Here is a 17,557-nt window from a genome sequence, read left to right on the forward strand (position 1 = left end):
AGGAAGGTGCTGCGCTCGATGCCCTTGACCTTCTTGCCGTACATGATCTTGTTCTTGACCACGCCGAACATGTGGCACATTTTTTCCTCGGTGTCGGCGATCAACTCAAATGGCAGCTCGAGCTTGGCCTTGAACTCGTCGTGCGACTTCATGTTGTCGCGCGACACACCAAACACTGCAGCACCGGCCTTCACGAAATCCTTGTACTTGTCTCGGAACTGCATGGCCTCGGTGGTGCAGCCGGGCGTGTTGTCCTTGGGGTAGAAATACAAAATCATCACCTGGCCGTTGTGCGAGGTGTTGGACACCTTGACGCCACCGGTGGCATTGGCTTCGAATTCGGGAAGGGGTTTGTTGACAACGATCGCCATATAAACTTCAATCTCTCTGGGTGAGGTCGTTGAAAAGCCGGGGATGTGGGTCGTTCTTGTTCTTCAGGCGCCCCGGCCGCAACCTGTAATTTTACCCCGAAACACTTCCGTTGGGTCAGAATGCCGGCTGTTCGAGGATCAGCGCGGCAATCACATTGCGCCCTTCTCCCGCCAAAATGTTGTAGGTGCGGCAGGCCGCGTGGGTGTCCATGGTCTCCACACCGATGCGCCGCGCCATCAGGGGCTGCAGCCACGCCTGCGGCGCAAAGCGGTTTTGGCTGCCACTGCCAAACAGGATCAGTTCCGCGTCCAGCTGCGCCAGCTGGGCGAAGTGCGCGGGCGCCAGGTCTTCGAAACGCGCGCAGGGCCACGCCATGCGCAGGCCGCGGGCGCCCAGGATGATGCTGTCGCTGATCTTCTCGCTGCCCACGCTGATCCAGCCAGGGCCGTAGCCGGTGATGCTTTGTGCGTCGGAATGCTCAGGCTGGAATTTCATGGTCTCTCGGGGGGAAATAGGACACTGCACGGTGCCCGCAGCGGGCTGTGGAACTGTGGTCAAATTATAGGTTTCGCCGTGGCCCTGGCTGCGGTAATGCCTTTGCACTCCGTCCTACTGCGCATGAAAACCGTCCAAAAATCCGCCAAGCTGGCTAATGTTCTCTACGATATTCGCGGCCCCATCATGGACCGCGCCCGGCAGATGGAGGAAGAGGGCCAGAAAATCACCAAGCTCAATATTGGCAATCTGGCGGTGTTCGGCTTCGACGCGCCCGAGGAAATCCAGCAGGACATGATCCGCAACCTGCCCAATTCGGCGGGATATTCCGACAGCAAGGGCATTTTCGCGGCGCGCAAAGCGGTGATGCACTACACCCAGCAGCAGGGCGTCAAGGGCGTCACGCTCGAAGACATTTATCTGGGCAACGGCGCCAGCGAGCTGATCGCCATGGCGACCAACGCGCTGCTCGACAACGGCGACGAGCTGCTGCTGCCGGCCCCCGACTACCCGCTCTGGACCGCGTCCGTCAGCCTCTCGGGCGGCACGCCGGTGCACTACATGTGCGACGAGGCCAACGGCTGGATGCCCGACCTGGCCGACATCCGCGCCAAGATCACGCCGAACACCCGCGGCATCGTCGTCATCAATCCCAACAACCCGACCGGCGCGTTGTATTCCGACGAGCTGCTGCGCGGCATCGTCGAGATTGCGCGCGAGCATGGCCTGGTGATCCTGGCCGACGAGGTGTACGACAAGGTGCTCTACGACGGCGCAGTGCACACGGCGCTGGCATCGCTCAGCGACGACGTGGTCACGCTGACCTTCAACTCGCTCTCCAAGAGCTACCGCTCGTGCGGCTATCGCGCCGGCTGGATGGTGATCACGGGCGACAAGGCCGCCGCCAGCGACTACATCGAGGGCCTGAACATGCTCTCGAACATGCGCCTGTGCCCGAACGTGCCGGGCCAGTGGGCGATCCAGACGGCGCTGGGCGGCTACCAGAGCATCAACGACCTGGTGCGCGAAGGCGGGCGCCTGCGCCGCCAGCGCGATTTGGCCTATGAGCTGATCACCGCCATTCCGGGCGTCAGCTGCGTCAAGCCCCAGGCGGCGCTGTACATGTTCCCGCGCCTGGACCCGGTGCTGTACCCGATCACCGACGACCGCCAGTTCTTCCTGCGGTTGCTCGAAGAGACCCGCGTCATGCTGGTGCAGGGCACGGGCTTCAACTGGCCGCAGCCCGACCATTTCCGCATCGTCTTCCTGCCCCACGAGGAAGACCTGCGCGACGCCATCGGCCGCATGGCCAAGTTCCTGGAGCAGTACCGCAAGCGCCATGGCGGCGCGTGAGGACTCTCTTTTTGATAGCTGCTGGCGCTTTCCGGACAAGCGTTAGAACCACTTTTTACCTTTGATAAACACCATGAAACCAATCCAGGTCGGCCTGCTGGGCATCGGCACCGTCGGAAGCGGCGTGTTCAACGTACTGCAACGCAACCAAGAAGAAATTCGCCGCCGCGCCGGCCGCGGGATTGAGATCACCATGGTGGCCGACCTGGACGTCGAGCGCGCCAGGAGCGTGGCGGGCGCCGGCGTGCAGGTGGTGAACAACGCCCGCGCCATCATCGCCAACCCCGACATCGACATCGTGGTCGAACTCATCGGTGGCTACGGCATTGCCCGGCAGCTGGTGATGGAGGCCATCGCCGCCGGCAAGCACGTGGTCACCGCCAACAAGGCGCTGCTGGCCGTGCACGGCACCGAAATCTTTGCTGCCGCCTCGGCCAAGGGCGTCATGGTCGCGTTCGAGGCGGCCGTGGCCGGTGGCATCCCGATCATCAAGGCGCTGCGCGAGGGCCTCACGGCCAACCGCATCCAGTGGCTGGCCGGCATCATCAATGGCACGACCAATTTCATCCTCAGCGAGATGCGCGACAAGGGCCTGGACTTCGGTGCCGCGCTGCAGGACGCGCAGCGCCTTGGTTATGCCGAGGCCGACCCGACCTTCGACATCGAGGGCGTCGATGCGGCGCACAAGGTCACGATCATGAGCGCCATCGCGTTCGGCATCCCGGTGCAGTTCGAGAAGGCCTACGTCGAGGGCATCACGCAGTTGGCCGCCGCCGACATCAGGTACGCCGAACAGCTGGGCTACCGCATCAAGCTGCTGGGCATCACCAAGCGCACCGCCAGCGGCGTCGAGCTGCGCGTGCACCCGAGCCTGGTGCCGTCCAAGCGCCTGATCGCCAACGTCGAGGGCGCGATGAACGCCGTGGTGGTGAACGGCGATGCCGTCGGCACCACGCTCTACTACGGCAAGGGCGCCGGTAGTGAGCCCACGGCCAGTGCCGTGATCGCCGACCTGGTCGACATCGCCCGCCTGGACACCGCCGACCCGCACCACCGCGTGCCGCACCTGGCCTTCCAGCCGCACACGCTGCAGGGCGCCATGGACACGCTGCCGGTGCTGCCGATGGCCGATGTGGTCACGAGCTACTACCTGCGCCTGCGCGTGGCCGACCAGGCCGGCGTGCTGGCCAAGGTGACCGGCATCCTGGCGACTGCCGGCATCAGCGTCGACGCCATGCTGCAGCGTGAGGCCGACGAGGTGGGCGGCGAAGGTTCGATGCAGACCGACCTGATCATCCTCACGCACGACACGCGCGAGGGCACCATGAACGACGCCATTGCGCAGATGCAGGGCCTGCCGACGGTGCTGGCGCCGATCACGCGCATCCGCAAGGAGGAGCTGAACTGATGCTGTACCTGTCCACGCGCGGCCACCCGCAGCGCAAGCGTTTTTGCGACATCCTGCTCGAAGGTCTGGCGCCCGACGGCGGCCTGTACCTGCCCGAGCGCTACCCGCAGGTGGACGGCGCCCTGCTCACGCGCCTGCGCACGGCCTACCACGAGCAGGGCTATGCCGAGCTCGCGTTCCAGATCCTGCAGCTTTTCATCGACGACATCCCCGACGCCGACCTGCGCGCGCTGTGCGAGAAGACCTACACCGCCGAGGTGTTCGGCACCGGCGAGATCGTGCCGCTGCGCCACCTCGAAGACGGCCTGTGGCTCGAAGCCCTGTCCAACGGCCCGACGCTGGCCTTCAAGGACATGGCGATGCAGCTGCTGGGCAACCTGTTCGAGTACGAACTGGGCCGCCGCGGCGAGCAGCTCAACATCCTGGGGGCGACCAGCGGCGACACCGGCAGCGCGGCCGAGTACGCGATGCGCGGCAAGCAGGGCGTGCGCGTCTTCATGACCAGCCCGCACGGCCGCATGAGCGCGTTCCAGCAGGCGCAGATGTTCAGCCTGCAGGACGAGAACATCCACAACATCGCCATCGAAGGTGTGTTCGACGACTGCCAGGACATCGTCAAGGCCGTGAGCAACGACCACGCCTTCAAGGCGAAATACAAGATCGGCACCGTCAACTCGATCAACTGGGCGCGCCTCTTGGCGCAGGTGGTGTACTACTTCGCCGGCTACGTGCAGGCGACCACCGCGAACGACCAGAAGGTCAGCTTCACCGTGCCCAGCGGCAACTTCGGCAACGTCTGCGCCGGCCATGTGGCGCGCAGCATGGGCCTGCCGATCGACAAGCTCGTCGTGGCGACGAACGAGAACGACGTGCTCGACGAGTTCTTCCGCACCGGTGTCTACCGCGTGCGCGGCAGCGCCGACACACACGAGACGTCGAGCCCGTCGATGGACATCAGCAAAGCCAGCAACTTCGAGCGCTTCGTGTTCGACCTGCTCGGCCGCGACGGCGCGCGCGTGCAGGCGCTGTTTGGCACCGCTTTGGGCCAGGACGGGCGCTTCGACCTGAGCGCCGATCCGGCCTTTGCCGAGGCGGCGCGCACCTACGGCTTTGCCAGCGGCAAGAGCACGCACGCCGACCGCCTGGCCACGATCCGCGACACGCACCAGCGTTTTGGCGTGACCATCGACACCCACACCGCCGACGGCGTCAAGGTGGCGCGCGAACACAGCACGCCGGGCCAGCCCATGCTGGTGCTCGAGACGGCGCTGCCGATCAAGTTCGCCGAGACTATTCAAGAAGCCCTGGGTCACGCGCCCGAGCGGCCCGCGAGGTTCGCCGGCATCGAGGACTTGCCCAAGCGCGTGGAGGTCATGGCGGCCGATGCTCAGCAGGTCAAGGACTACATCGCGCGCCACTGCGATTGATGGCCAAATCTGGCTGCAGCGCTTATCTGTCAAGCGCTTGTAGCTATGTAAAAGATAGCGTTTCAAGGAGGGGCGGATGAACGTCGTCGGCTTTGCCGGGTTTTCGGGCAGCGGCAAGACCACGCTGGTGGAGCAGCTCATCCCCGGGCTGCGCCAACGCGGCCAGCGCGTCTCGGTGGTCAAGCATGCGCACCACCGCTTTGACATCGACCACCCCGGCAAGGACACCTGGCGCCACCGCGAGGCGGGCGCGTTCGAGGTGGTGGTGGCGTCCGACGAGCGCCTGGCGCTGATGCGCGAGTTCGAGCAACCCACGCAGCTGAGCGTGCACCACCTGCTGGCCGAGCTCTACCAGGGCGTGGACTGGGTGCTGGTCGAGGGCTTCAAGGACAGCGACCTGCCCAAGATCGAGATCTGGCGCGCACCGACGGACACGTACGCCAGCCGCCCGGCGAGCTATGCCGAAGACGACTTCATCGTCGCCATCGCCACCGACGCGCCGGGCCGGCTGCCCAGCGCGACGCAGCTGCCGGTGTTCGACCTGAACGAACCCGACCGGATCGTGGACTGGCTGCTCTCCCAGGGCGAACGCTTTGCCTACGATTGGGAATTGCACGGAGATCCCCTGACATGCGCCCCCCGATGAAACCCCTGGACCAGGCCCTGGCCGAGCTGCTGGCCCAGGCCACGCTGCTGCCGGGCACCGAGCGCGTCGCCACCTTCGACGCCGACGGCCGCGTGCTGGCGCAGGACGCCGTCTCGCCGCTGCAGGTGCCGCCCCAGGACAACAGCGCCATGGACGGCTACGCCCTGCGCTGCGCCGACGTGGCGCAGGCCGGTGCCGTGCTGCCCGTCTCGCAGCGCATCGCGGCCGGCAGCGCCGGCCACCCCCTGCAGCCGGGCACGGCGGCGCGCATCTTCACCGGTGCGCCGATTCCGCCCGGCGCCGACGCGGTGCTGATGCAGGAAGACTGCACAGCCCTGGACGGCGGCCAGGTGCGCGTCCACGCCGTGCCGCAGCCAGGCCAGTGGATCCGCCGCGCCGGCGAAGACATCGCGCTCGGTGCCGTGGCGCTGCAGGCCGGCACGCGCCTCACGCCGGCCGAGCTCGGCCTGGCCGCCAGCATCGGCCTGGCACAGCTGCCGGTGGCGCGGCGCCCGCGCGTGGCCTTGTTCTCGACCGGCGACGAGCTCGTCATGCCCGGCGAGGTGGCACCGCAGGACCTGCGGCCCGGCGCCATCTACAACAGCAACCGTTTCTTTTTGCGCGCCCTGCTGCGGCGCCTGGGTTGCGAAGTGGCGGACTTCGGAATCGTGCCCGACCGGCGCGAGGCCACCATCGAAGCGCTGCGCCAGGCCGCGGCCGCGCACGACCTGGTGCTCACCAGCGGCGGCGTCTCGGTCGGCGAGGAAGACCACATCAAGCCGGCCGTGGAATCGCTGGGCCACCTGGACCTGTGGCAGATCGCCATGAAACCGGGCAAGCCCTTCGCCTATGGCCGCCTGGGCGCAGCGCACTTCATGGGCCTGCCGGGCAACCCGGTGTCCAGCTTCGTGACCTTTTTGCTGCTGGTGCGGCCCTTTGTGCTGCGCCTGCAGGGCGTGCACGATGTGGCGCCCCCGTCGACGTCCCTGCGCGCCGATTTCGCATGCCCCAAGGCCGACACGCGCCGCGAGTTCCTGCGCGTGCAGCGCAACGCCGAAGGCGGCCTGGACCTGTTTGCCAACCAAAGCTCGGGCGTACTGACCTCGACCGCCTGGGGCGATGGCGTGGTCGACAAGCCCGCCGGCCAGACCATTGCGCAGGGCGACACCGTGCGCTTCATTTCCTTTGCGGAGTTGCTGTCATGAAAAAAATCACGGTGCGTTATTTCGCCTCCATCCGCGAGGCCGTGGGGCAGGGCAGCGAGTCGCTGGACACCAGCGCCACGACGCTGGGAGCGCTGCGCGACGAACTGATCGCGCGCGGCGGCGCCCACGCCAGCAGCCTGGCCCGCGGCAAGGCCGTGCGCATGGCGCTCGACCAGGTGTTGAGCGACGAGGCCGCGCCACTGGACGAGGGCGCCGAGGTGGCCTTCTTCCCGCCCGTCACGGGCGGTTAGGCCTGCCGCCGCAGGCGGGGTGGCTCAGGCCCCGCGCCAGGCGGGCGTTGTCGAAGCGCTTTACACCCGCCAGCCTCCTGGCCCGCGGATGGCTGAGAAAAATTCATATAAATCAAAGGCTTGCATTGGTAACTCGGCCTTGGATCGCATCTTGCTGTAGGTGCTGCGGCGGTGCCTGCTTCGGGGCGCGATGCCATCCAACGCAAAGGAACCACCCATGAAAGTCTCCCTCCTCTCCGCCGCCGCCCTGGCCGGGGCCATGACCTTCGGAACTGCTGCGCAGGCGGCGCCTTTGGGGCTCGATTTCACGAGCGGCACCGTGTTCCAAACGGTTGGGTTCAACAACCTGGGCTGGTCCTTCCAGGTGACGTCGGCAGTCACCTTGGATGGGTTGGGCCTTTTCGACGAAGGGGCGCCAGGCTTGACCGACACACACCAGGTCGGGTTGTGGGACTCGGCGGGCACCTTGCTGCGCCAGGCGACGGTGTCGAACGCGAGTGCGGCGCAGGCGTCGGCTTCCACGCTGGGGCGCTGGCTTTTCGAGGACATCGCATCGATCACGCTGGCGGCAGGCACCTATGCCATCGGGGCGTTCTATCCCAACTTCGACCCCAACCCCGACCCTTTCCCCGACTTCGTTGTCGGCTTGGCGACGGGCCTGACCCTGGCGCCGAACATCGCCTACCTCACCTCGCTGGCATCCGCTGCCGACGCCTTCGCGGAGCCGGGGGGCTATGGCCTCGTGGTGCCGGGCCTGTTCGGACCCAACTTCCGCGTCGCCGCGGAGGTCCCTCCGGGCGCGGTGCCAGAGCCTGCGTCCTTGGCGCTCATCGCCTTGGCGCTGGCGACGGTGGCTGCCGCCCGGCGCCGTTGTGCGCGCGCGGTCGCCACGCGGCGCGTGGGGTCGACGCACCGCTGAGCGCTCGCCCCCGGGCACACGCGGAGTGCGCAGTTGGCATGGCCACGGGCCGCATCACGCGTCTGCGGCAGGCAGGTCAGGGCACGGCCACGCCAGCAGCTCGGCCAGCCGGACCACGATCCAGGTCGCCTCGCCCGGCGGGATTCCCGACTCGCCGCCGCTCAGGCCCGCATGGATGCGCCGCAAGATCTCGGATTCTGACGGCGCCTGCACGTGGTACAGGGTTTGCGCCTGTTCCACCAGGTGGTTGGCCAGGTCTTCGCACAGCTCGTAGCGTGCGCGCACCACGTCGGCGCTTTCGCGCAGGCGCCCGCGCGCGTCGCTGTACGCCGCCATGAAGGACGGCGGCACGAAAATCTGGTTGTCGTCGTCCATGGCGCTAGTCGGGCGTGAACAGGCGCTCGAAGCGCGCCTGGTCGGCGGCGAGCTCGAACGTGACGAGCTGGCCCATCTTCATGTCGGCCAGGCGGCACGCGGCAAACAGCGTGGCCTTGCCCGCCAGGTCGTAGTCGGGCAGGTTGATCAGGGCGTAGGGGTGGGGCACAAACACCTGCTGCGCGAACACCGTGGGATGCAGGTTGCGCGGCGACGGATAGAGCTTGTAGCCGTGGGCGGTGATTGTTTGGGTGGCCATCGTGCAGGGAGCGTTAAAGTGCGGCCCATGCTACCGGCATTTCCGCCGGACTTTAAGAGGGCCGGTATGGCGCGTGCAAAGAGCGAGTGGGCTGCCAAGGTGTTGGCGCTGGTCAAGGCGGGCAATGTGCCGGCCGCCATCGCGCAGATCAAGGTGGCGCCCACGGTGGGCGACGTAGAGCGCTTGCAGGCGCTGCTGGCGGCGCTGCCCGCCTCGGCGGCCATGAAGCAACTGCACCAGGTGGTGGAGGAAGAGCGCGCCCTGCTGGCCGCGCCGCGCCTGCACCGCTCGCCTTAATCCTTTGCCTTTGCCTTTTCATTTTTGCCCATGAACCCGCTGCGCATTTCCATCCAAACCGCCGATTTCGACGTGTCCGCCGAACTGGCCGCCCTGCGCGCGCAGGACAAGCGCGTGGGCGCCGTCTGCAGCTTCGTCGGCACGGTGCGAGACCGCAACGAAGGCGACCAGGTCGCATCGATGGAGCTCGAGCATTACCCCGGCATGACCGAGAAATCCATCGAGGCGATGGGCGCCGAGGCGTTCCGGCGCTTTGACATCTTTGGCGCGCGCATCATCCACCGCGTCGGCCTGCTGCAGCCGCTCGACCAGATCGTGCTGGTCGCCGTGACCAGCGCGCACCGCGGCGAGAGCTTCCAGGCCTGCGAGTTCCTGATGGACTACCTCAAGACCCAGGCGCCGTTCTGGAAGAAAGAGCAGACCGCCGCAGGCGCGCGCTGGGTAGACGCGCGCGTGAGCGACGACGCGGCGCTGGCGCGCTGGGGCATCACCGCCAGCAACGCCTGAGGTGCGCGCAGGATTAGAGTTAAAAGTGGTCGTAGCCTTTATGGATAAAGCGCTGACGGCTATAAAAATAATAGCTTTTGGGGTGCGCCGGCGCGCATGGACCCACTGACGCAGCGCAGCCTTCGGCCCGGCTGCTGTCTTGAAATCGGGCCGGACCTGCCCCAAGTGCAGCGCAATTCGGAGGATATGGACCATGCGTCTCGACAAATTCACCACCAAGTTCCAAGAAGCCCTGGCCGACGCGCAGTCGCTCGCGCTGGGCAACGACCACGCCTACATCGAGCCCGTGCACATGCTGGTCGCCATGCTGCGCCAGGACGACGGCCCGCGTGCGCTGCTCGAGCGCGCCGGCGCCAACGTGCCGGGCCTGCTGGCAGCGGCCGAGGCCGCCGTCAAGCGCCTGCCGCAGGTGCAGGGCCAGGAGCAGGTGCAGGGCGGGCCCGAGCTGGGCCGCGTGCTGCAGGCCACCGAGAAGGAGGCCATCAAGCGCGGCGACAACTTCATTGCCAGCGAGCTGTTCCTGCTCGCGCTGACCGACAGCAAGGGCGAGGGTGGGCGCATCGCCAAGGAAAACGGCCTTACGCGCAAGAGCTTGGAAGCGGCCATCGACGCCGTGCGCGGCGGCCAGAAGATGGACAGTGCCGAGAGCGAGGGGCAGCGCGAGGCGCTGAAGAAATACTGCATCGATCTGACCGAGCGCGCGCGCGCTGGCAAGCTCGACCCGGTGATTGGCCGCGACGACGAGATCCGCCGCGCCATCCAGGTGCTGCAGCGGCGCACCAAGAACAACCCGGTGCTGATCGGCGAGCCGGGCGTGGGCAAGACGGCCATCGTCGAAGGGCTGGCGCAGCGCATCGTCGCCGGCGAGGTGCCCGAGTCGCTGAAGAAAAAGCGCGTGCTCTCGCTCGACATGGCGGCGCTGCTGGCCGGGGCCAAATACCGCGGCGAGTTCGAGGAGCGCCTGAAGACCGTGCTCAAGGAACTGGCGCAGGACGAGGGCCAGACCATCGTCTTCATCGACGAGCTGCACACCATGGTGGGTGCCGGCAAGGCCGAGGGCGCGATGGACGCGGGCAACATGCTCAAGCCGGCGCTGGCGCGCGGCGAGCTGCACTGCGTGGGCGCGACCACGCTCGACGAATACCGCAAGTACATCGAGAAGGATGCCGCGCTCGAGCGGCGCTTCCAGAAGATTCTGGTGGGTGAGCCCACCGTCGAGGCGACGATTGCCATCCTGCGCGGCCTCAAGGAGCGCTACGAGAAGCACCACAACGTCGAGATCACCGACCCGGCCATCGTGGCCGCGGCCGAGCTCTCGCACCGCTACATCACCGACCGCTTCCTGCCCGACAAGGCGATTGACCTGATCGACGAGGCCGCCTCGAAGATCAAGATCGAGATGGACTCCAAGCCCGAGGTGATGGACAAGCTCGACCGCCGCCTGATCCAGCTGCAGATCGAGCGCGAGGCCGTGCGCAAGGAAAAGGACGAAGCCTCGCAGAAGCGCTTTGAACTCATCAACGAGGAGATTGGCACGCTGCAGCAGGAGATCGCCGACCTCGACGAAATCTGGAAGGCCGAGAAGGCCAGCGCCCAGGGCAGCGCCCAGGTGCGCGAGGACATCGACCAACTGCGCTTCCAGATCGAGGAGCTTACGCGCAAGGGCGACTTCAACCGCGTGGCCGAGCTGCAGTACGGCAAGCTGCCCGAGCTGGAGAAGAAGCTCAGCGAGGCGCAAGCCAAGGAGGCCGGCAAGGACGGCGCGGTGGCCGCGCCGCGCCTGCTGCGCACCCAGGTCGGCGCCGAGGAAATCGCCGAGGTGGTGAGCCGCGCCACGGGCATTCCGGTGGCCAAGATGATGCAGGGCGAAAAAGACAAGCTGCTGGTCATGGAGGCCAAGCTGCACGAGCGCGTGGTCGGCCAGGACGAGGCGATCGCCGCCGTGGCCAATGCGATCCGCCGCTCGCGCTCGGGCCTGAGCGACCCGAACCGGCCCACCGGCTCCTTCCTGTTCCTCGGCCCCACGGGCGTCGGCAAGACCGAGCTGTGCAAGGCGCTGGCGGGCTTCCTCTTCGACAGCGAAGACCACATGGTGCGCATCGACATGAGCGAGTTCATGGAAAAGCACTCGGTGGCCCGCCTGATCGGCGCGCCGCCGGGCTACGTCGGCTACGAGGAGGGCGGGTATCTCACCGAGGCCGTGCGCCGCAAGCCCTATTCGGTGCTGCTGCTCGACGAGGTCGAAAAGGCCCACCCCGACGTGTTCAACGTGCTGCTGCAGGTGCTCGACGACGGGCACCTAACCGACGGCCAGGGCCGCACCGTGGACTTCAAGAACACGGTGATCGTGATGACCAGCAACATCGGCTCGCACCTGATCCAGGCCATGGTCGGCCAGGACGCGGACGACATCAAGGAAGCGGTGTGGGGGGAACTAAAAAACCATTTCCGCCCCGAATTCCTGAACCGCATCGACGAAACCGTGGTGTTCCACGCGCTCGATGCCAAGCACATCGAGTCCATCGCGCGCATCCAGCTGCGGCTGCTCGAAGGGCGCCTGGCCAAGATGGACCTGGAGCTGCGCGTTTCCGAGACGGCGCTGGCCGAGTTGGCCAAGGTCGGGTTCGATCCGGTGTTTGGCGCGCGGCCGCTCAAGCGCGCGATCCAGCAGCGCATTGAGAACCCGCTGTCCAAACTGCTGCTCGAAGGGCGTTTCCCGCCCAAGAGCGTGATTGCGGTGGGGGTCGATCCGGTGCTGGAGCCGGGGGTCTTCCACTTCAGCGCGGCCCAGCCTGCGTGATGCGGCTGGATCAAAATGGGAGCTGCCGGCGCTTGCTGCATCAGTGTTGGCAGCCTTTTTGGCTTGAAACCTGCGGCCCCTGCGGGCTGCCCCAGGGACAGACCCTGAAAGGAGATGGATTGAACGATTTTGTTGCGGGCCTGACCCGCTGGCTCATCCGGGCCGTTTTGCTGGCCGCCGGGCTGGTGCTGTTCCTGAGCCTGCTGGCGGCCGCGCTGGTGCTGGCCCTGGTGTGGGGGCTGCGCGCAGGGTGGGCACGGCTGACGGGCCAGCCCGTCGTGCCTTGGACGATGCGCATGGACCCGCGCACCGGCTGGAGCACGGTCTACCGCTCGGGCGCGCGCTGGACCGGCCCGCGCGCCGACCCCGGCGGGGCCGCTGCGGCGCCGGAGCCTCCGCGGCGCGGCGGCGTTCTGCCCGGCGCAGGCGAGGTGACCGACGTGCAGCCGCGCGATCTTTGACCGCAGGCGCTTTCTCAACGGCTTTTCCTACAAGCTTGCGCGGGTGCGGCACCTATGATGTTTTCCATGACCCCTGCCGACCTTCGCCCCCTGTTCGACGCCCAGTACGCGGCCAGCCGCGCCCACACCGACGTGCCCCTGCTGGTGCGCCGTGAGCGCCTGCTGCGCATCCAGAAGCTGCTCGACGAACATGGCCCGACGCTGGCCGCCGCTGTGCAGGCGGATTTTGGCGTTCGTTCGCAGCGGTTGACTGAAGTTGCCGATATGTTCGTGCTGCGCGCGCTGCTGTCGCACACGCTGCGCCACCTGGCGCGCTGGGCCAAACCGCAAAAAGTGCGCACGCCGCTGCACCTGCAGCCCGCGCGGGCTTGGGTGCAGCGCCAGCCGCTCGGGGTGGTGGGCGTGATCTCGCCCTGGAACTACCCGGTGCAGCTGGCACTGGCCCCGGTCATCGCGGCGCTGGCGGCCGGCAACCGCGTGATGCTCAAGCCCAGCGAACTCACGCCGCACACCGCGGCGCAGCTGGCGCTGCTGGCGGCGCAGTTCTTTGCCCCCGACGAATTCTGCGTCGTGCAGGGCGATGCCGCCATGGCGGGCGCCTTTGCCGCGCTGCCGTTCGACCACCTGGTGTTCACCGGCTCGACCGCAGTGGGCCGCAAGGTGGCGCAGGCCGCGGCGGCGCACCTCACGCCGACCACGCTGGAGCTGGGCGGCAAGTCGCCCTGCATCATCGACGCCGACTGCGACCTGCAAGATGCCGCGCTCAAGATCGCCCACGGCAAGCTGCTCAACGCCGGCCAGACCTGCATCGCCCCCGACTACGTGCTGCTGCCGCGCGGGCGCGAGGCGGCCTTTGCCGAGGCCTACCGCGCCGCGGTGGCGCGGCTGTTCCCGCGCATCGTCGGCAACCCCGACTACGCCTCGATCATCAGCCCGCGCCACATCGCGCGACTGCGCTCGATGCTGCAGCAGGCCCAGTCGCAGGGCGCCGAGGTGCACGACATGGACCCCGCGCCAGGCGCGGCGCCGCACGCGGCCAGCGCCGTGCTCGACGGCGGCATGGGCCGCCAGATGTCGCCCACGCTGGTGCTGGGCGCCACGGCCGGCATGCAGCTGATGCAGGAAGAAATCTTCGGCCCCATCCTGCCGGTGATCGCCTACGAGCGGCTCGACGATGCTATTGCCCACATCAACGGCGGGCCGCGTCCGCTGGCGCTCTACTGGTTTGGCAACAGCGAGGCCACGCGCGACGATGTGCTGCACCGCACGGTGAGCGGCGGCGTGACGGTGAACGACACCCTGGTGCACATCGCGCACGACAACCTGCCTTTTGGCGGCGTGGGCGACAGCGGCTGGGGGGCGTACCACGGCGAGCCGGGTTTCCTGCGCTTTTGCCACCAGAAGGCCGTGCTGGTGCAGTCGCGCTGGTCGCTGGGCGCGCTGCTCTATCCGCCCTATGGCGCGCGCTTCGACCGCGTGATGGGCCTGCTGCGGCGCTGGCTCTGAGGCGCCGCGCCCGGCCGGGCGCGCGCCGCGCAGGCCTTGCGCCGGGCGCCTGCCGTGGCCCGTGCAGCGGGTGGACGCAACACGAGCGCTGAGGTTGGAAATTCGTTTGCGGCGACAATGCCGCTCCTTTCTGTTTTTTTCCGTTTCCGTTCGGTTTTTCCATGTCCAGTATTCAGGTACGTCCCGCCACGCTCCGCGATGCCAAAGCCATCGCCCAAATTCACACCCTGTCTGCCCAGACCGCCTACAAAGGCCTGGTGCCGGACGACCAACTGAAATCCATGTCCGTCGAGAAGCGCCAGGCCTACTGGCGCGAAGCCATCGAGTACTGCGAACCGCAGGTGCAGGTGGCGGTGGAAGACGAGAAGATCGTCGGTTTCGTCGGCTACGACCGCTCGCGCGACGAGAAGTCGCGCCCCACCACCGGAGAAATCTGGGCCATCTACGCCGCTCCTACGCACTGGAACAAGGGCGTGGGCCTGGCGCTGTGGGACGCCGCGCGCGACGGCCTGGCCGAAGAGGGCTGCACCAACGTCACCGCCTGGGTGCCGCTGCGCAACGAGCGCGCCATCCGCTTCCACGAACTCGCCGGCTTCAAGCGCGAAATGACCACCGCCAAGACGGCCGTGGTCGGCAGCGTGAAGATCGAAGAAGTGCGCCTGAAGCGCCCCCTCAACTGAAAGCTCCCATGATTGAATGGAACGAACAGGGCGAGGTGCGCTCCGCGCGCTGGCGTTCCGAAAGTGGCGCGCCGGCGCCGCGCCGCGTCGAACTGGCCAAGGACACTTTGTCGGCCGACTCGGCCTACCGCTTCGCCTGTGCCGGCACCGCCATGCTGTGGCGCAGCGATTTTCAGAACGCCCGCCTGCTGCTGCAGGCGCTGCAGCGCCGCATCGAGGCCAAGCCGCCCAAGGCGGCCGCCCGCGCGGCCGAGAAAATCGCGCGCTCCACGCCCGAAGAAGTGTTCCACCTGCACCGCCAGGCGCAGTCGCAGCGTGCCCGCACGCTCGCGGCCATCGTGATCCGCGTGGAAGGCGACTACAGCATCAAGCTGCGCCGCGCCCCCGACTGGACCGAGGCGCTGACCGAAGCCTGGGGCCCGGCCACGGGCGAGGCGCAGGTGGTGTCGCTGCGCGAGCTGCTGGGCGTGGTCGGCGCGCACGAATGGCGCAAGAAGGGCGTGGAGATCGCCGCCTTAGGCGAGGGGCCGAACAACCGCATCCACCCGCACTACGGCGTGTTCTCGCCGGTGCGCGGCGAATACATCGACCTGGTCGCCCAGGCGCCGCTGCCGTCCAAGGAACTGGCCTTCGACATCGGCACCGGCACCGGCGTGCTGGCCGCCGTGCTGGCGCGCCGTGGCGTGCGCCGCGTGGTGGCGACCGAGAACGCGCCGCGCGCCCTGGCCTGCGCCAAGGACAACCTGCAGCGCCTGGGCTTGACCAAACAGGTCGAGCTGCAGGACGTGGACCTGTTCCCGGCCGGGCAGGCGCCGCTCATCGTCTGCAACCCGCCGTGGGTGCCGGCACGCCCGAGCTCGCCGATCGAGCACGCGGTGTACGACGAAGGCAGCCGCATGCTGCGCGGCTTCCTGGCCGGGCTGGCCGCGCACCTGGCGCCCGGCGGCGAAGGCTGGCTGGTGCTGTCTGACCTGGCCGAGCACCTGGGCCTGCGCCCGCGCGAGCAGCTGCTGGCCTGGATCGCCGAGGGCGGCCTGCGCGTGGTCGAGCGCTGCGATGTGCGCCCGCAGCACGCCAAGGCCACCGAGTCGGGCGATGCGCTGGCTGCGGCGCGCGCGGCCGAGGTGACCTCGCTGTGGCGCCTGGCCGCGGCCTGACCACCGCACCCGCGTGACCAGGGCCAGGCAGCGCACGTTGCCTGGCTCTTTTCTTGATAGCTGCAAGCGCTTGTCTGGCAAGCGTTTGGGGCTGATTTGACCGAATACTGCGCGCCGTGGTGCGGCGCCTGCACCGCATGACCCTGCTGCTCGCCCCGATGGAGGGCCTTCTCGACTTTGTGCTGCGCGACGTGCTCACGCGCGTCGGCGGGGTCGACCGCTGCGTGTCCGAATTCATCCGTGTCACCGGCACGCTGCTGCCCGACAAGGTGTTCTACCGCTACCTTCCCGAGCTGCGCAACAAAGGCCGCACGCTCGCCGGCACGCCGGTGCGCGCGCAGCTGCTCGGGTCCGACCCCGCGAGCCTGGCCGACAACGCTGCGCGCCTGGCGGCGCTGGGCCCCGAGGGCATCGACCTGAACTTTGGCTGCCCGGCCAAGGTGGTCAACCGCCACGGCGGCGGCGCCGCGCTGCTGCAGGAGCCCGAGCGCATCGCCACCCTGGTGGCGGCCGTGCGTCGCGCCGTGCCCGCGCATCTGCCGGTCTCGGCCAAGATGCGCCTGGGCTTCAACGACGCCAGCCTGGCGCTCGAATGCGCCCAGGCCATGCAGGCCGGCGGCGCCTGCGAGATCGTGGTGCACGCGCGCACCAAGCTCGACGGCTACCGCCCGCCCGCGTACTGGGAGCAGATCCCGGCGATCCGCGCGGCGGTGTCGATTCCGGTGGTGGCCAACGGCGAGATCTGGACCGTGGAAGATGCGCAGCGCTGCCGCGCACTCTCCGGGTGCGACGCACTGATGCTCGGGCGCGGCATAGTGGCCGACCCGGGCCTGGCCTGGGCGATCCGCGCGGCCGATGGCGCTGCCCCGGGCACGCAGCCCGCGCCGGTGCAGTGGGCCGACCTGCTGCCGCACATCGCCGACTTCTGGCAACTGGTGTGCCGCGACCTGGAGCCGCGCCAGCGCGCAGGGCGGCTCAAGCAGTGGCTGAACCTGCTGCGCCGGCGTTTTCCCGAGGCCGAGGTGGCTTTTCAGCAGGTGCGGACGCTGACCGATGAGGGAGCGGTGAGCGCCTGGGTGCAGGCGGTGCGTGCGCAGGATGCTATGGACCGCTTCATTCAGGTTGGATGATCCGTTTATCTTGCAGGGTGAGCAAAAGCGCAGAGCCAGGATGTCGGATTGCGACCCGTTGCCGCCCGTGATTTCGCGCAGGTCGGCGACCGCTTTGCGGCGGTTCTGTTGAGTGGATTTCTAGCGTGCGGGACAGCTATGGTGCCAGAAGCTGCCACTGAGGTGTTGGACCGAGCAATGTTATGGAGAGAGGCTACATGGGCGGTGAGAGAGAAGGCGAAGGCGGCTCGCAAAGAGATTCGACGTCTCCAGGAACACATAAATTCAGCACGCCTTGTTCCTGATCAGTGAGACAAAATGTCCAGGGCT

The 17,557-nt window shown here is 67.6% G+C and carries 19 protein-coding genes; 15 read left to right on the forward strand and 4 right to left on the reverse strand.

Annotation, left to right across the window (positions count from 1 at the left end; genetic code table 11):
* On the reverse strand, positions 1–371 hold a 371-nt coding region (locus tag B2J89_RS17915), incomplete at its 3' end, for a peroxiredoxin (RefSeq protein ID WP_169170314.1).
* 115 nt (positions 372–486) lie between these two features.
* Entirely contained in the window at positions 487–867 is a 381-nt protein-coding gene (locus tag B2J89_RS17920; protein WP_169170315.1) for an Mth938-like domain-containing protein, read from the reverse strand.
* 123 nt (positions 868–990) lie between these two features.
* Here B2J89_RS17920 and B2J89_RS17925 point away from each other — a divergent pair, with 123 nt between their 5' ends.
* From B2J89_RS17925 to B2J89_RS17955, 7 genes are all read left to right on the forward strand, one after another.
* Positions 991–2,220: a pyridoxal phosphate-dependent aminotransferase gene (locus B2J89_RS17925; protein ID WP_169170316.1), complete on the forward strand. Its 1,230-nt coding sequence runs from the start codon at positions 991–993 to the stop codon at positions 2,218–2,220.
* A 73-nt stretch (positions 2,221–2,293) separates the two neighbouring features.
* The gene (locus tag B2J89_RS17930; protein ID WP_169170317.1) at positions 2,294–3,628 is read left to right on the forward strand and encodes a homoserine dehydrogenase; all 1,335 of its coding nucleotides are present in this window, start codon (positions 2,294–2,296) and stop codon (positions 3,626–3,628) included.
* On the forward strand, positions 3,628–5,055 hold the full coding sequence (gene thrC, locus B2J89_RS17935) for a threonine synthase (RefSeq protein WP_169170318.1): 1,428 nt from the start codon (positions 3,628–3,630) through the stop codon (positions 5,053–5,055). Before B2J89_RS17930 ends, thrC begins: the two co-directional genes overlap by 1 nt.
* A gap of 76 nt (positions 5,056–5,131) precedes the next feature.
* The gene (gene mobB, locus B2J89_RS17940; RefSeq protein WP_169170319.1) at positions 5,132–5,701 is read left to right on the forward strand and encodes a molybdopterin-guanine dinucleotide biosynthesis protein B; all 570 of its coding nucleotides are present in this window, start codon (positions 5,132–5,134) and stop codon (positions 5,699–5,701) included.
* On the forward strand, positions 5,698–6,906 hold the full coding sequence (glp, locus tag B2J89_RS17945) for a gephyrin-like molybdotransferase Glp (RefSeq protein WP_206042599.1): 1,209 nt from the start codon (positions 5,698–5,700) through the stop codon (positions 6,904–6,906). The genes mobB and glp overlap by 4 nt, the downstream gene beginning before the upstream one ends.
* Positions 6,903–7,157, forward strand: coding sequence for a molybdopterin converting factor subunit 1 (gene moaD, locus B2J89_RS17950; RefSeq protein WP_169170321.1), 255 nt, complete (start codon positions 6,903–6,905; stop codon positions 7,155–7,157). Before glp ends, moaD begins: the two co-directional genes overlap by 4 nt.
* Before the next feature lie 217 nt (positions 7,158–7,374).
* The gene (locus B2J89_RS17955; RefSeq protein ID WP_205763881.1) at positions 7,375–8,076 is read left to right on the forward strand and encodes a DUF4082 domain-containing protein; all 702 of its coding nucleotides are present in this window, start codon (positions 7,375–7,377) and stop codon (positions 8,074–8,076) included.
* Positions 8,077–8,130: 54 nt separating this feature from the next.
* Here B2J89_RS17955 and B2J89_RS17960 read toward each other — a convergent pair whose 3' ends face one another.
* Both B2J89_RS17960 and B2J89_RS17965 read right to left on the reverse strand, forming a co-directional pair.
* The gene (locus B2J89_RS17960; RefSeq protein ID WP_169170322.1) at positions 8,131–8,451 is read right to left on the reverse strand and encodes a hypothetical protein; all 321 of its coding nucleotides are present in this window, start codon (positions 8,449–8,451) and stop codon (positions 8,131–8,133) included.
* A gap of 4 nt (positions 8,452–8,455) precedes the next feature.
* A complete protein-coding gene (locus B2J89_RS17965; protein ID WP_169170323.1) occupies positions 8,456–8,710 on the reverse strand; it encodes a hypothetical protein in 255 nt (84 codons plus the stop codon).
* Between the two features lie 66 nt (positions 8,711–8,776).
* Between B2J89_RS17965 and B2J89_RS17970 the strand changes: the two genes are divergently transcribed.
* The 8 genes from B2J89_RS17970 (at position 8,777) to B2J89_RS18005 (ending at position 17,248) form a co-directional block, all read left to right on the forward strand.
* Positions 8,777–9,007 (forward strand): hypothetical protein, encoded by a 231-nt coding sequence (locus tag B2J89_RS17970; RefSeq protein ID WP_169170324.1) that lies wholly within the window; start codon positions 8,777–8,779, stop codon positions 9,005–9,007.
* 30 nt (positions 9,008–9,037) lie between these two features.
* On the forward strand, positions 9,038–9,514 hold the full coding sequence (locus B2J89_RS17975; protein ID WP_169170325.1) for a molybdenum cofactor biosynthesis protein MoaE: 477 nt from the start codon (positions 9,038–9,040) through the stop codon (positions 9,512–9,514).
* Between the two features lie 193 nt (positions 9,515–9,707).
* Entirely contained in the window at positions 9,708–12,314 is a 2,607-nt protein-coding gene (gene clpB / locus B2J89_RS17980; protein WP_169170326.1) for an ATP-dependent chaperone ClpB, read from the forward strand.
* 119 nt (positions 12,315–12,433) lie between these two features.
* Entirely contained in the window at positions 12,434–12,775 is a 342-nt protein-coding gene (locus tag B2J89_RS17985) for a hypothetical protein (RefSeq protein WP_169170327.1), read from the forward strand.
* 66 nt (positions 12,776–12,841) lie between these two features.
* Positions 12,842–14,281 (forward strand): aldehyde dehydrogenase family protein, encoded by a 1,440-nt coding sequence (locus B2J89_RS17990; RefSeq protein ID WP_169170328.1) that lies wholly within the window; start codon positions 12,842–12,844, stop codon positions 14,279–14,281.
* A 161-nt stretch (positions 14,282–14,442) separates the two neighbouring features.
* Positions 14,443–14,961 carry a GNAT family N-acetyltransferase gene (locus B2J89_RS17995; protein WP_169170329.1) on the forward strand — a complete coding sequence of 173 codons (519 nt, stop codon included), beginning with the start codon at positions 14,443–14,445 and terminating at the stop codon, positions 14,959–14,961.
* An 8-nt stretch (positions 14,962–14,969) separates the two neighbouring features.
* Positions 14,970–16,118: a class I SAM-dependent methyltransferase gene (locus B2J89_RS18000; RefSeq protein WP_169170330.1), complete on the forward strand. Its 1,149-nt coding sequence runs from the start codon at positions 14,970–14,972 to the stop codon at positions 16,116–16,118.
* A gap of 137 nt (positions 16,119–16,255) precedes the next feature.
* Positions 16,256–17,248, forward strand: a complete 993-nt coding sequence (locus B2J89_RS18005) for a tRNA-dihydrouridine synthase (RefSeq protein ID WP_169170331.1) — start codon at positions 16,256–16,258, stop codon at positions 17,246–17,248.
* The last annotated feature ends 309 nt before the right edge of the window (positions 17,249–17,557 follow it).

The sequence above is a fragment of the Acidovorax sp. SRB_24 genome (assembly GCF_012931925.1).

Coding starts and splice junctions, on each gene's coding strand:
- B2J89_RS17920 (WP_169170315.1), bottom strand. CDS start 867: ATGAAATTCCAGCCTGAGCATTCCGACGCACAAAGCATCACCGGCTAC.
- B2J89_RS17925 (WP_169170316.1), top strand. CDS start 991: ATGAAAACCGTCCAAAAATCCGCCAAGCTGGCTAATGTTCTCTACGAT.
- B2J89_RS17930 (WP_169170317.1), top strand. CDS start 2,294: ATGAAACCAATCCAGGTCGGCCTGCTGGGCATCGGCACCGTCGGAAGC.
- thrC (WP_169170318.1), top strand. CDS start 3,628: ATGCTGTACCTGTCCACGCGCGGCCACCCGCAGCGCAAGCGTTTTTGC.
- mobB (WP_169170319.1), top strand. CDS start 5,132: ATGAACGTCGTCGGCTTTGCCGGGTTTTCGGGCAGCGGCAAGACCACG.
- glp (WP_206042599.1), top strand. CDS start 5,698: ATGAAACCCCTGGACCAGGCCCTGGCCGAGCTGCTGGCCCAGGCCACG.
- moaD (WP_169170321.1), top strand. CDS start 6,903: ATGAAAAAAATCACGGTGCGTTATTTCGCCTCCATCCGCGAGGCCGTG.
- B2J89_RS17955 (WP_205763881.1), top strand. CDS start 7,375: ATGAAAGTCTCCCTCCTCTCCGCCGCCGCCCTGGCCGGGGCCATGACC.
- B2J89_RS17960 (WP_169170322.1), bottom strand. CDS start 8,451: ATGGACGACGACAACCAGATTTTCGTGCCGCCGTCCTTCATGGCGGCG.
- B2J89_RS17965 (WP_169170323.1), bottom strand. CDS start 8,710: ATGGCCACCCAAACAATCACCGCCCACGGCTACAAGCTCTATCCGTCG.
- B2J89_RS17970 (WP_169170324.1), top strand. CDS start 8,777: ATGGCGCGTGCAAAGAGCGAGTGGGCTGCCAAGGTGTTGGCGCTGGTC.
- B2J89_RS17975 (WP_169170325.1), top strand. CDS start 9,038: ATGAACCCGCTGCGCATTTCCATCCAAACCGCCGATTTCGACGTGTCC.
- clpB (WP_169170326.1), top strand. CDS start 9,708: ATGCGTCTCGACAAATTCACCACCAAGTTCCAAGAAGCCCTGGCCGAC.
- B2J89_RS17990 (WP_169170328.1), top strand. CDS start 12,842: ATGACCCCTGCCGACCTTCGCCCCCTGTTCGACGCCCAGTACGCGGCC.
- B2J89_RS17995 (WP_169170329.1), top strand. CDS start 14,443: ATGTCCAGTATTCAGGTACGTCCCGCCACGCTCCGCGATGCCAAAGCC.
- B2J89_RS18000 (WP_169170330.1), top strand. CDS start 14,970: ATGATTGAATGGAACGAACAGGGCGAGGTGCGCTCCGCGCGCTGGCGT.
- B2J89_RS18005 (WP_169170331.1), top strand. CDS start 16,256: ATGACCCTGCTGCTCGCCCCGATGGAGGGCCTTCTCGACTTTGTGCTG.